Genomic DNA, 13,820 nt, shown 5'->3' with positions numbered 1-13,820 from the left:
TTATGAATCTCCTGCTCAAATGAAAACTCTTGCGTTCACTTGTGGCGATATAAACGGTATTGGTCCGGAAATATGTATCAAAGCAATTAATCATTTTCATAATCCTACTGAACGAAAAATTATTTTATTTTGCCCGGCAAACGTCTTTGAAAATGCATTATCTATCTCGCCCGTCTCATTTAATTACCAAATTGTGAAAGACTACAGTCAACGTAAAAATGAATCGGAATTAGTAACAATAGTTGATATTGGTAGATTCAAACAGAATATTGGCGGACCCACAAAGAATTCCGGTGATGCAGCTCTTATTGCATTGAAAAGTGCTTTTGATTTAGTCAACTCGAAAAGTGCGGATGCAATTATAACTGCGCCGGTATCAAAAACTTCATTCAAATTAGCCAAGATTAAATATCCAGGCCAAACAGAACTATTTGCAGATTTATCACATTCGAAAAAATATTTAATGACGTTCCTCTCCGATCAATTTATTTGCGGACTAGCGACAATTCACGAACCGATAAGAAAAGTAAGCAAACTGTTAAGTGCCCAACTTGTAAAATCCACATTAAAAACGCTGCTCCAAACGATGATATATGATCTTGGAATTCAGAATCCAAAAATTGCTGTTCTTGGTTTAAATCCTCACTCCGGTGAAAATGGAAAGATAGGAAGAGAAGAAATTGATATAATTAAACCGGCTATAAAATCTTTCAAAAATAATTTAATAGAAGGACCATTTGTGCCGGATGCATTCTTCGCAAATCAATTATACAAAGTTTACGATGCTGTTCTGGGAATGTATCACGATCAGGTCTTGATTCCTTTCAAAATGATGAACTTTAATAATGGAGTGAACTTCACAGCCGGTCTTCCAATTATCCGCACGTCCCCAGATCACGGTACAGCATACGATATTGCAGGCAAGGGTATTGCTGATCCAAGCAGTATGATTGAAGCAGGCAAATGGTCTGAAAGGATTATTTCTAACCGGAGAAAATTATAAAGTGCCCGTAAAGACTTATTCCGCCATATCTGAAATCTACCCGCATATGATGAGATCAATTGATTATAAGCAATGGGCAGACTATGTATACCAGATAAGTAAAGAAATAAAAAAGAAAAATATTAATGCATTGGAACTTGCGGGCGGAACCTGTGCAATTGCGAAATTGCTACAAAAAAAAATGAATATCGTTTCTTCAGATATATCATTAAACATGCTTAAGAAAGATGGGGATAATACTTGTACAAAAGTATGTTGTGATATGACATCTCTTCCTTTTAAAAATAAATTTGATTTTATATTTTCAACATTTGACAGCGTTAACTATCTAAATACGAAAGATAAATTTTTGCACTATCTGGAAAATGCGAGTGTTTGTCTTGCAGATGATGGTACTCTTGCTTTCGATGTTAGTCTCGAAAACAATAGTAAAAAATTCGAAAAATATTTAAACCGAAGAGGGAAAGTAGACGGAATTACTTTCCGGCAAAGAAGTTTATATAATCCGGCAACTAGAATTCATTATAACCATTTTGAATTGACACTTGCCAATGGTCAAAAGGTTGAAGAAATTCACAAACAGAAAATCTACCGTTTCGAAGAATATTTCGATTTTATTGACAGATCAGATTTTTATGTTCATAAATGTTTAAAAGCATTTACTTTTAAAAACGCAGACGCAGAAACAGAACGGGCGCAATTTATATTAAAGAAGAAGAATTTATGCTGACTTTCCATAACGTTGATTTCAATTACAAAAATCAGCCGGTATTTACAGATCTTAATCTGCAAGTTGACCAAGGCGATTTTGTATTCATGATCGGTAAAAGCGGGGTTGGAAAAACAACTTTACTCCGAATGATTTTTATGGACATCTTTCCCGAATCCGGATACGTTGAGGTCGGAGAATATTCATCTGAAACAATTAAAGAAAATGATTTACCTTATCTTCGCCGAAAAGTTGGAATGATCTTTCAAGATTTTCAACTTTTATCAGATCGAAATGTTTATGATAATTTAGCTTTTGTTCTTCAAGTAACCGGTAACCCGCGAAAAGTAATTAAGAAAAAAGTAATGAATGCGTTAACTGAAGTCGGATTGGCTCATAAACAAAAAAATATGCCGCACCAGTTATCGGGAGGAGAAAAACAGCGCATCGCAATAGCAAGAGCAATGATTAATGATCCATTCTTAATTCTTGCTGATGAACCTACTGGAAATCTTGATCCGCAGACATCGGAAGAAATATTGGCAATTCTAAAAAAAATTAATGCAAGGGGAACATCGGTGATCTTTGCGACTCACAATTATGAATTGGTCAGAAAATTTGAATCAAAAATTATAAAATTAGAAGGCGGAAAAGCCGTCAAAGTATTAATTAAAAAGAAGGGAGAAAGCGACTAACTCTTTCTGATCTGTGATAAAATTCCCTCTGTTACAATTTCAATTCTCTGTGTTCCGTCTATCTCTATTACTCTTGCTTTATTTGTGTAATGGCTGAATACTTGCGATGTAGTTTCATGGTAAACTTTTAATCTTCTTTTAATAACTTCTTCATCATCATCTTTTCTTTTAAAATAACTGTTGGCTGATTTGCAGACAGGGCAAACGAAATCGTTTTTGTATTCATTTTTCTGAATTATATTGCCGCATTTAGAACATACTAATCTATTCGATAAGCGAGCGATAATAACATCATCATCCGCGTCTAACTTAATAAGATATGGTTCTTCAAATTTAAGATCTTGAAAAATGCTCTCTAAAAGTTTTGCTTGATCAATTGTCCTTGGAAAACCATCTAAGATAAAACCATTCTTGCAACTGGCATCTTTCAATGCATCTTTAATAATTCCCGCCATAATTTCATCTGGAACGAGTTCCCCTTTTTCCACAATTTCTCTAGCCTTTTTACCAAGCTCAGTCTCTTTTTTAATTGCTTCGCGAAGTATATCACCTGTAGAAATGTGGGGGATACTCAATTTTGAAGCTAAAATTTTTGCTTGTGTTCCTTTACCAACGCCTGGTGAACCAAAAATAATGATTTGCATAGTATTTGAATTTTATGAGGGAATGATTGTGAATTATTTTCAAAAGAAAATTAAAGAGAATTGACAAAAGATGCTAATGAAGTTTTCAATTAGGTGAAATTCTTTTTTGCTTAAAAAATTTCTCAAGCAGATATTTTGATTCATCGGAATAGACACCAGAAAAAACATTCGGTTTGTGATTGTATTTTCCACTCTCAATAATATTGAAAAGCGAGCCGCATGCCCCGAATTTCGGCTCTAAAGTTCCAAAGTATAGATTATTTATTCTTGTGAGAAGGAGAGCGCCGCTGCACATTACACACGGTTCAACAGTTACGTATAAGTCGCATTCATCCAGCAGTTTTGAACCGAGATAGTTTGATGCGGCTGTTAATGCAATCATCTCAGCGTGGGCTGTAGCATCGTTTAACATTTCGGTCTGATTGAAACCGCGTCCAATAATTTTATTTTGATGAACTACTACTGCGCCGATTGGAACTTCGTTGAGTTCAAATGCTTTTTCAGCTTCCTGAAGTGCGGCGAACATATTTTTGTAGACATACTCGGGAAAAATCATAAGTATTAATTGAGAATTGCTAATTGAAAATTGATAATTTTATGAGGTTGCTTTTTATAACCAAAATTGAAAATTGATGAATAAATATATATTGATTCCAATCTAAGCCGGTTTAATTGTAAATTCTCAATTCTACATTTGCAATTAATTTGTACGCCCGGAAGGATTCGAACCCTCAACCCTCAGATCCGAAGTCTGATGCTCTATCCAGTTGAGCTACGGGCGCATTTTTTATGTCGAATTGAAAATTTAGAATTGCGAAATAACTAAAAATGTAGAATTCAAATTGTCTATAAACAACTCTAAATTCTACATTCGCAATTCAGTTGTACACCTGTAGGGATTCGAACCCCAAACCTTCTGATCCGTAGTCAGATGCTCTATCCAATTGAGCTACAGGTGCATGTATTTATAAAAAATAAGAACTATCGCATTCTGATCTCCCGCAGTGGCGGGATAAACTCCCTCAGATGCTCTATCTAACTTGTCCGCCGAAGGAGGTTTGAGCTACGGGTGTATCTAATTCAATAAATAAAACGATTATTCAAACAAAACTCTGTATTTCAACAATCGCGCTGCAAATATACTACTCACTCTTGTAACTTTCAATTTTAACCTCACTAACTTTAGGTCGAAATGCTGCCTTGAAAATGCCTTTTATTTTTCTCAAATTGCTGAAGCAAAATTTCATAAAGAAGTGAATTCGCAAATATGAAAATAAATTATCTAACCTCTTACGAAAATTTCTGCTATCGAAAGCTTAATGGGCTTTTATTGCGTCCTTGTCCAGATCACTAATCTTCCTTATTTTTTTTTTCCTAAAATTAGTTAGTAATTAACCGGAGTAATCTATGTGTGGTATCGTCGGATATATTGGGGATAAAAATTGTGTTCCTATCTTAATCGAAGGATTAAAAAGATTGGAATACCGCGGCTACGACTCTGCCGGTATAGGAATTATTAACGGTAAAGAGTGCAAAGTGTTAAAAACAAAAGGGAAAGTTTCTGAATTAGAGAAACTCGTCTATAAAGAACATCTTGAGTCAAATTTAGGTATAGGACATACGCGCTGGGCAACGCACGGCGAGCCGAGTACTTTAAATGCACATCCGCATCTCAACAAAGAAAAAACACTCTTCCTAATTCATAACGGCATCATCGAAAATTACCTCTCTTTGAAAAAAGGATTGGCAAAAGAAGGTTATGAATTTATAAGTGAAACTGACACTGAGGTGTTGGCACATTTGATAGACCACTATTTAAAACTTAAGCACTCGCTTTTTCAAGCTGTACGATATGCTCTTAATGAAGTAGAAGGCACGTACGGCATTTGCGTCATTTATAAAGGCGAAAAAGATAAAATTATTGCCGCACGTAAAGGTTCTCCTCTTGTTCTTGGAATAGGTAATAATGAGAATTTTGTGGCTTCAGATGTTAATGCTCTAATTGCTCATACGAAACAAGTCGTTTATTTAGAAGACGGAGAGATCGCAGAAGTTTATAAAGATCATTTTAACACGAAAACAATTTCCGATGAAACCATCATTAAAGAAATCTTTCAAGTCGAGATGGGAATTGATGAAATTACCAAAGCCGGATATCCTCACTTTATGTTGAAAGAAATTATGGATCAGCCCGACTCAATCTATAATTCTTTAAGAGGAAGGTTAGTTTACGACGAGGGAATCTCTAAACTTGGCGGTCTTCAAGGTTTCGAAGAACGAATGATAAATTCAAAAAGAATAATTATTACTGCATGCGGAACCTCTTGGCATGCCGGGTTAGTTGGCGAGTATATGTTGGAACAGTATGCTGGAATACCCGTGGAGGTTGAGTATGCTTCCGAGTTCCGTTACCGCCATCCGATCATTACAAGAGACGACACTGTAATTTTTATTTCTCAAAGCGGCGAGACAGCAGATACATTAGCGGCAATGAAAGAAGCCAAAAAGAAAGGCGCACTTTGCATCGGTATATGTAATGTCGTTGGAAGTTCAATAGCTCGTGAAAGCCACGCCGGAGTTTATATTCATGCCGGTCCCGAGATTGGAGTTGCATCCACAAAAGCATTTACTTCTCAAATTTCTGTACTAGCATTAATTACATTGCTACTTGCCCGGAGAAGAAATCTAAGTCTTCCTGAGGGACAAGATATTATAACACACATGAAAAAGTTAACAGAAAAGATTGAAATAATTCTTAAACAGAATGAGTATATAAAAGAAATAGCAGAGAATTATGCGAATTGCAAAAACTTCTTATATCTGGGAAGAGGTTATAACTTTCCGGTGGCGCTTGAAGGTGCCTTGAAGCTGAAAGAAATTTCTTATATACATGCCGAAGGTTACCCGGCAGCTGAAATGAAACACGGTCCTATTGCATTGATTGATGATGATATGCCCGTTGTTTTCATTGCAACAAAAGATTCTGTTTACGATAAAGTTGTAAGTAATATTCAAGAAGTAAGAGCTAGGAAGGGAAGAATCCTTGCAATTGTAAATGAAGGGGATGATCAAATAGAAAGTATGGTTGATCATGTTATAAAAGTTCCTAAGACACATAACATGCTAACACCAATTTTAACAGTAATTCCGTTACAATTGATCGCTTATCATATAGCAGTTAAGAAAGGATTAAATGTAGATCAGCCGCGTAATTTGGCAAAAAGTGTCACAGTTGAATAAACCATAAAAGAGGTATAATATGTCACGTAGAAACGTCCTTATCATGGGTGCAGCAGGACGGGATTTTCATAACTTCAACGTATTCTTTAGAGATAATGAGAATTACAATGTTGTTGCCTTTACTGCTACTCAAATTCCAAACATCTTCGGTAGAAGTTATCCCGCAGAACTTGCCGGGAAATTATATCCGGAGGGAATTAAGATTTATGAAGAATCAGAACTTGTAAATCTAATCCATAAATTAAAAGTGGATGAAGTTGTATTTGCATACTCAGATATAACTTTCAATTATGTTATGTCGAAAGCATCGGTAGTTAATGCAGCCGGTGCTTCATTCCGTTTAATGGGTGCATCTGAAACTATGATTAAAAGCACCAAACCAGTCGTTGCAGTTCTTGCTGTAAGAACCGGTTGTGGAAAATCTCAAACATCAAGAAGAATTGTTAAACTTCTTCAAGATGCTGGTAAAAAAGTTGTAGCAATTCGACATCCTATGCCATACGGTGATTTAGTCAAACAAAAAGTCCAGCGCTTTGCTACAATTGAAGATTTAAAGAAACATGAATGCACTATTGAAGAGATTGAAGAATATGAACCCCATATAGCTCGCGGCGGAGTTATTTATGCTGGTGTGGATTACGAAGCAATCCTACGTGAAGCCGAAAAGGAAGCGGATGTTATTTTATGGGATGGCGGTAATAATGATATGTCCTTCTATAACGCAGATGTGACTTTCACTGTTGTTGATCCGCATCGACCCGGACATGAAATGAATTACTATCCCGGTAATACTTCGTTGCGAATGGCAGACGCGGTCATTATAAATAAAATGGATTCCGCTACTAAAGAAGGGATTGAGACCGTAAGAAAAAATATTCAAGCAGTCAATCCAAAAGCAATTGTAATTGATGCTGATTCACCACTTACAGTTGATCATCCTGAACTAATTACAGGTAAACGTGTATTAGTTGTGGAAGATGGTCCAACTTTAACACATGGCGAAATGAAATACGGCGCAGGTACCGTTGCTGCAGAAAGGCTAAAAGCTAAAGAGATTGTTGATCCAAGACCATTCACCGTAAATTCGATTTCCGACACATTTAAAAAATATCCCAACATTGGTGTTCTTCTTCCGGCAATGGGTTACGGTGATGATCAAATTAAAGATCTCGAAGAAACAATTAACAGAACAAACTGTGATTCAGTTGTTATCGGAACTCCAATTGATCTTGGAAGAATTTTGAAAATCAACAAACCATCAACACGTGTTATGTATGAATTGCAAGAGACCGGTAAGAATACATGTGAATCTGTTCTCAAAGCAAAAGGACTTCTATGAAAAAGATTGCAGTTGTTGCATTTGGTGGCAACGCACTCTTACGCGCAAATGAAGTTGGTACAATTGAGGAGCAGGAAAAAAATACACTCGATACTTGCAATAAGTTGATCAGTTTGTTACGAAATGATTTTAATCTTGTTATAACACACGGTAACGGACCACAAGTTGGTAATATCCTGCTTCGTAACGAAGCCGGATATGCCCAATATAAAATTCCAAAAATGCCGTTAGATATTTGTGTAGCCGATTCCCAGGGTGGAATCGGTTACATGATTGACCGGCAAATGCGCAATGCAATCAGTAAGACAAACTTGCGCAGAAATGTAGTTGCAATTATAACCGAGACTTTAGTGGATATTAACGATCCGGCTTTTCAAAATCCTACAAAACCAATCGGACCTTACTACTTAAAAGAAGAAGCAGATCTCCTTGCCAGAGCGAACAATTGGGTATTCAAAGAAGATCCTCGCAAGAGAGGATGGAGAAAAGTTGTAGCTTCTCCTAAACCTCTTGACATTATGAATAAGAAAGTAATAAAAGATTTGGTTAAACATGGGCATATTGTTATTGCAGTTGGCGGCGGCGGTATTCCTGTCTATTGGCATGAGGATACAAAGTACCTTGAAGCTATTGAGGCTGTTGTGGATAAAGATTTAGCTTCCGCAGTTTTGGCTAGGGAGATAAAGGCAGACCGGTTCTACATTATCACAGACGTTTCAAAAGTTTTCATAAATTTCAATAAACCGAATCAGAAAGCGCTCGATCATTTAACAGCAGCGGAAGCTCGAAAATATTTGGATGCCGGAGAATTTCCTGCAGGAAGCATGGGACCCAAAATTTTGGCAGCTGTTGAATTTGTTGAAAATGGCGGAAATGAAGCAATCATAACATCAGAAGAAGATATTGAAAAAGAAAATTGCGGAACGAGAATTACATTTGATTGAATAATTTAAAACTGAGAGAACAGAAGGACTAATTCTAATAGTGCTTCATTTTTCTCAGAGAATTAAAATGAATAATTACATCCTCGGGATATCTGCTTATTATCATGATTCAGCTGCTGTGCTTCTGCGCAATGGAGAAATTATAGCTGCAGCCCAAGAAGAACGTTTTACACGAATTAAACATGATCACAACTTTCCTAAAAATGCTGTTAATTTTTGTCTGAAATACGCTGGCATAACCGTAGAGCAATTAAATGCGACAGCATTCTATGATAAACCAATTGTTAAATTTAACAGAATTCTTGAAACATATCTTAGTTATCCAGGTGAGGGATTAAAATCTTTTTTAATGGCAATGCCATTATGGCTAAAAGATAAACTTTGGATGCAAGATTTAATTTCAAGCGAACTTAAGTACAAGGGAAAAATATTATTCCCTGAGCACCACGAGTCTCACGCTGCCTCTGCGTTTTTCCCGTCTCCTTTCAACAAAGCCGCATTTTTAACAATTGACGGAGTTGGAGAATGGGCTACATCATCCTTTGGAACCGGGAATGCGAACCATCTTGAAATCATATCTGAGTTGCACTATCCGCATTCGATCGGATTACTTTATTCAGCTTTCACATATTTCACTGGGTTCAAAGTTAATTCTGGTGAATATAAAGTTATGGGGCTCGCGCCTTACGGTGAACCGAAGTATGTTCAAAAAATCTATGATCATCTGATTGATCTTCGTGAAGACGGTTCATTTAAAATGAATATGGAATATTTCAATTACAATACCGGCCTCTCGATGACAAACGAAAAATTCGCGAAATTATTTGATGGACCGCCACGTCAAGCTGAATCAAAATTGACGCAACGCGAGATGGATCTGGCTCGTTCAGTTCAAGTAGTAACGGAAGAGATCATGATTCGTATGGCGCGGCATATAAAAAAAGTGACTGATGAAAAGTATCTTTGTTTAGCCGGCGGAGTTGCCTTGAATTGTGTGGCCAATGGGAAATTGTTACGTGAAAATATTTTTGAAGATATCTGGATTCAGCCTGCGGCCGGCGATGCAGGCGGAGCGCTCGGAGCTGCATACATTGCATATTACCATCACTTTAAAAATAAAATTGTAGAAAAGAGTGGAAGGGATTTACAGAAAGGTTCATATTTTGGTCCTTACTACTGTGATGAAGAGATTGAGAAATACTTAGCTAAATACAAATTGCCGGCTCATAAACTTTCAACGGAAGAAATTATTGAAAAAATTAGTGATTTGATAGCGGAAGAAAAAGTTATTGGATGGTTTCAAGGAAGAATGGAATTTGGACCGCGTGCTCTTGGTGCCCGTACAATTATTGGAGATGCAAGATCACCTGAAATGCAAAAAAAGATGAATTTGAAAATTAAATTCAGAGAAAGTTTTCGTCCTTTTGCACCAACTGTTCTTGCCGAAAAAGTTTCTGATTGGTTCGAATTAGATAGGGAAAGTCCTTATATGTTGCTAGTCGCTGATGTAAAAAAAGAGAAGCAGTTCAAGATGACTGAAAATGAAATAAATCTTTGGGGTATTGATAAACTAAATATTGTTCGGTCAGAAATCCCAGCAGTGACACACGTTGACTATTCTGCAAGAATTCAAACGGTTCATAAAGAGGATAATCCGCTTTATCACAGATTAATAGAAAGATTTTATGAGAAGACTGGTTGCGCAGTAATAGTTAATACTTCATTTAATGTGAGGGGTGAACCAATTGTTGAATCACCACTCGATGCATATAAATGTTTTATGCGGACTGAAATGGATGTTCTAGCAATTGGAAATTTTATTCTTTATAAGAAAGAGCAACCTCATTTTAATGATGACTTAGATTGGAAGCAGAAATATGAACTGGATTAAAGATGTAACTTTAGAGATCAAATCGCTTGATCTCTCCGTTAAAGCATTGAGAAAATTCGGTATTACAGTCGGAGGTATTTTTCTAGTATTCGGAATATTGCTTTTTCTAAAATCGATATGGTCTAATGCTAGAGTAATTTTCATTTTGATCGGTTTTATATTATTCGTCGGTGGAATATTTTATCCAAAACGATTAAGTAATTTTTACAAAGTATGGATGGGTCTTGCGTTTGCTATTGGGTGGGGAATCTCTAGGTTCATTTTAGTTATATTATTTATCTTTGTCTTAACGCCAATTGGAGTACTTGCGAAAATATTCGGGAAACAATTTCTTGATCTGAAATTTCAGGATGGGAAAAAATCATATTGGCTTACAAAAGAGAAAAGAAAAATTGATTACGAAAAAATGTATTAATAAATATAATTAGGAGAAATAAAAAGTGGCATTTAATCTTAGGAACAGAAATTTTTTAAAACTTCTTGATTTCACTCCAAAAGAGATCAAATATTTATTGGACCTTTCAAAAGAATTGAAAACTGCTAAATATGCAGGAACAGAAACTCAGAGACTGAAAGGCAAAAATGTTGTTCTTCTTTTTGCAAAGGATTCGACACGTACAAGATGTGCTTTTGAGGTCGCTGCTCTTGATCAAGGCGCTGGAGTTACGTTCATTGGTCCATCCGGCTCTCAGATGGGTAAAAAGGAATCTATGAAAGACACAGCCCGTGTGCTTGGCAGAATGTACGATGGAATCGAGTATCGAGGATATGGTCAAGCGATAGTGGAAGAACTTGGCGCTTATGCAGGCGTACCGGTTTGGAATGGTCTTACAAATGAATTTCATCCTACTCAGGTTCTTGCAGATTTCCTCACGATCATGGAACACACAGACAAACCATTAAATGAAGTATCATTAGTTTATCTGGGCGATGCTAGGAATAATATGGGCAATTCTTTAATGGTTGGTTCTGCTAAAATGGGAATGAAGTTTAAGGCAGTTGCACCTAAAAATTTATGGCCAAATGAAGATCTTGTAAAAAAATGTAAAGAGATTGCAAAAGAAACCGGTGCTATAATTGAGTTTACAGATGATTCTGTGAAAGGTGTAAAAGGGGCCGACTTCTTATACACAGATGTTTGGGTTTCGATGGGTGAACCTGAAGCTGTATGGGATCAAAGGATTAGCGTTATGAAGCCTTATCAAGTTAATATGGAAATGATAAAGAATACGGGAAATCCGGATGTTAAATTTTTACATTGTTTACCTGCGTTTCATAATAGAGAAACGACAGTAGGTGAACAAATTTTTCAAAAGTTTGGTCTTGAATCAATGGAAGTTACAGATGAAGTCTTTGAATCAAAACATTCTATAGTATTTGATGAGGCAGAGAATAGGCTGCATACCATAAAAGCAATAATGGTTGCAACATTAGGAGATTAAAATTTATTTTCTCAAAGAGATGGAAAAATTTGTCTAAAAAAGAGCGCTTACTGGTGCTCTTCTTTTTTAATCTCATGATCCATATGAAAATGATAATTCGGGAAGATTCTCGGAAGCTTTATAATGTTGTGTATCATTATTCCGGTTGATAAACGATCAAACCAAGAAGAAAGCGGCCAGCCAAAATGTAAATGGATTTCCTTTTCCGATGAAGGAATTTCATATTCAATGGTTTTTAGGACTGCAGTGATCATATCGAACAAGTTTAACTTTCTTTCAATCGCAATCCAAAAGTGATTTTCGCGGAAAGGTGTTGGAGTATCAAGCCGCGGGGCATAAAAACTTATAAAGATAGAATTACTCGCTGCGGTCGCAGTTTCTTCTTCCAATGGTCTTCTGAAGAAAATGTTGATCTCTTTATTATCAATTTCCGCAATTTTGAAAATGAGATCCATAACATTTCTTGTCTTACGCCGTACAGGAATATCCGGTGCGCGGTACCGGGAGATTCTGATTCCGAGGAATAATACAACCATTGTAATAATAAACCAAAGTGTAGTTCCGTATGGACGTGCAATCATTATATAAATTAATGTGCTGACTAAAATGAAAAATAAAATAAGTGTACCAACTTTGGATGTGTGATATGTAATCTCTTTGGTTCCTTTAGAATAACGGTATTTTAAAAGAGAACCGGTGTTGATTGCAAAACTAGCTACAAGTCCAACGGCGTACATTTCTGCAAGCACAGCTTGACTGCCGCTCGTGATAATCAAAATAATGCTGTAAAAAACTGCATTAATAATATGAATTCTGTATAAAGCTTGATTTTTATTTGAATGAATGAGCCAGTTGAAGTGATATTTTTCGGCTACCTTTTCAATCAGTTCTGCTGAAGCTACCATTGCAGTGTTTACAGCCATAATTAATGTTACGCTTGCAAGGACTCCAACTATAATTCCGAAAAAATTGCCGTTTACTTTTGATGCAAATGTCGGAATCAAATCTGTTTCGTGTTGGCTAAGATTAATTCCGGATGACAGAGCGAATAGAGCAATAAGCGGTGTAACAATTCCAACAGTAACAGCTAAAAATAAATATGCTTTACGAATCTGTTTCCAATCCTTTACAAGTGAAGCAGTTTGCAAAACAGATTCTATCCCGGAATACGCAAGAATACAACTTCCGATACCGATAATTAAATTTTCATAGGCGATAAATGGATTTTGACCTTTGAAATCTCCGACGAATGAATGAAAACTGTCTCCGATTATTGCAACGGAAGTTGAATCTAAATGTGAAACACCGCCGACAAGTAGATTAACAAGAACAAATGCTGCGAATACAAATATGATAAAAGTAAATTTTGCATTTTCTTTTATACCAATAATATTCAATCCGGTGATTAAACCAATTACTCCAAATTTTAGAAAAAATCTTATCTCCGGTCCCATTCCTAAAAAATAAGTTCCATTCTCAACAGCACTAACTGTAGATATGGTAGCGGTCAATATATAATCAACGAGTATTGACGAAATAGCTACAAAAGAAAAAGTTGGACCAAGAACTAAGTATGAGAACGAGTAAACACCACCGCCTCTCACATTATTTTTCTCAAGGATTTCTCCAATCTCAACCATTCGGGTAGAAAGAAATCGAATCAAAACAGAGGTAAGTGCGATATAAAAGATTGCTTTAATGCCAATAAACCGGAATGCTTCAAAAGGTGCATAATAAATTGAGGTAAGTTCATCCATCAAAGTAATAATGCCAACGGCAAGCCAGGTGAGCATCCATTTGCCGTTATATAGGAATGAAAGAAATTCCTTTTTACGTGTAAGGTACACAAACGCGATTACCAACGCTAGGTTGGCGGCAATAAATAAGAGTGTTTCCATCATTAATCAAAATTT

Annotated in this window: 12 protein-coding genes and 2 tRNA genes; 9 read left to right on the top strand and 5 right to left on the bottom strand. The window is 36.2% G+C overall.

Annotated elements, in window-relative coordinates:
* The first annotated feature begins 19 nt into the window (after positions 1-19).
* The 3 genes from pdxA to ftsE are packed head-to-tail and all read left to right on the top strand — an operon-like array spanning position 20 to position 2,407.
* Positions 20-1,003, top strand: a complete 984-nt coding sequence (gene pdxA, locus NTX65_01845; protein MCX6168052.1) for a 4-hydroxythreonine-4-phosphate dehydrogenase PdxA — start codon at positions 20-22, stop codon at positions 1,001-1,003.
* Positions 951-1,733, top strand: coding sequence for a methyltransferase domain-containing protein (locus NTX65_01840; protein ID MCX6168051.1), 783 nt, complete (start codon positions 951-953; stop codon positions 1,731-1,733). Before pdxA ends, NTX65_01840 begins: the two co-directional genes overlap by 53 nt.
* Positions 1,727-2,407 (top strand): cell division ATP-binding protein FtsE, encoded by a 681-nt coding sequence (ftsE, locus tag NTX65_01835; protein MCX6168050.1) that lies wholly within the window; start codon positions 1,727-1,729, stop codon positions 2,405-2,407. The genes NTX65_01840 and ftsE overlap by 7 nt, the downstream gene beginning before the upstream one ends.
* Here ftsE and NTX65_01830 read toward each other — a convergent pair.
* The 4 genes from NTX65_01830 to NTX65_01815 form a co-directional block, all read right to left on the bottom strand.
* Complete coding sequence (locus NTX65_01830) at positions 2,404-3,051, bottom strand: adenylate kinase (GenBank protein ID MCX6168049.1); 648 nt, start codon at positions 3,049-3,051, stop codon at positions 2,404-2,406. The two genes, ftsE and NTX65_01830, sit on opposite strands and share 4 nt — an antisense overlap.
* Before the next feature lie 85 nt (positions 3,052-3,136).
* A complete protein-coding gene (locus NTX65_01825) occupies positions 3,137-3,607 on the bottom strand; it encodes a nucleoside deaminase (GenBank protein ID MCX6168048.1) in 471 nt (156 codons plus the stop codon).
* A gap of 152 nt (positions 3,608-3,759) precedes the next feature.
* A tRNA-Arg gene (locus tag NTX65_01820) sits at positions 3,760-3,833 on the bottom strand.
* Between the two features lie 103 nt (positions 3,834-3,936).
* A tRNA-Arg gene (locus tag NTX65_01815) sits at positions 3,937-4,010 on the bottom strand.
* A 448-nt stretch (positions 4,011-4,458) separates the two neighbouring features.
* On the opposite strand from NTX65_01815, the gene glmS reads away from it, so the two are divergent.
* From glmS to argF, 6 genes are all read left to right on the top strand, one after another.
* The gene (gene glmS / locus NTX65_01810; protein MCX6168047.1) at positions 4,459-6,291 is read left to right on the top strand and encodes a glutamine--fructose-6-phosphate transaminase (isomerizing); all 1,833 of its coding nucleotides are present in this window, start codon (positions 4,459-4,461) and stop codon (positions 6,289-6,291) included.
* Between the two features lie 19 nt (positions 6,292-6,310).
* Entirely contained in the window at positions 6,311-7,630 is a 1,320-nt protein-coding gene (locus tag NTX65_01805) for a cyclic 2,3-diphosphoglycerate synthase (GenBank protein ID MCX6168046.1), read from the top strand.
* On the top strand, positions 7,627-8,574 hold the full coding sequence (arcC, locus tag NTX65_01800) for a carbamate kinase (GenBank protein ID MCX6168045.1): 948 nt from the start codon (positions 7,627-7,629) through the stop codon (positions 8,572-8,574). Before NTX65_01805 ends, arcC begins: the two co-directional genes overlap by 4 nt.
* A gap of 67 nt (positions 8,575-8,641) precedes the next feature.
* Complete coding sequence (locus NTX65_01795; protein ID MCX6168044.1) at positions 8,642-10,465, top strand: carbamoyltransferase; 1,824 nt, start codon at positions 8,642-8,644, stop codon at positions 10,463-10,465.
* A complete protein-coding gene (locus tag NTX65_01790) occupies positions 10,452-10,880 on the top strand; it encodes an SxtJ family membrane protein (GenBank protein MCX6168043.1) in 429 nt (142 codons plus the stop codon). Before NTX65_01795 ends, NTX65_01790 begins: the two co-directional genes overlap by 14 nt.
* A 25-nt stretch (positions 10,881-10,905) precedes the next feature.
* Entirely contained in the window at positions 10,906-11,907 is a 1,002-nt protein-coding gene (gene argF / locus NTX65_01785; GenBank protein ID MCX6168042.1) for an ornithine carbamoyltransferase, read from the top strand.
* A 47-nt stretch (positions 11,908-11,954) separates the two neighbouring features.
* On the opposite strand, the gene NTX65_01780 is transcribed toward argF, so the two are convergent.
* Positions 11,955-13,805, bottom strand: coding sequence for an APC family permease (locus NTX65_01780; GenBank protein ID MCX6168041.1), 1,851 nt, complete (start codon positions 13,803-13,805; stop codon positions 11,955-11,957).
* Between the last annotated feature and the right edge of the window lie 15 nt (positions 13,806-13,820).

The organism is Ignavibacteriales bacterium, assembly GCA_026390795.1.
Taxonomy (GTDB): Bacteria; Bacteroidota; Ignavibacteria; order Ignavibacteriales; family Melioribacteraceae; genus Fen-1258.
This window is presented reverse-complemented; position numbering and strand designations above follow the sequence as displayed.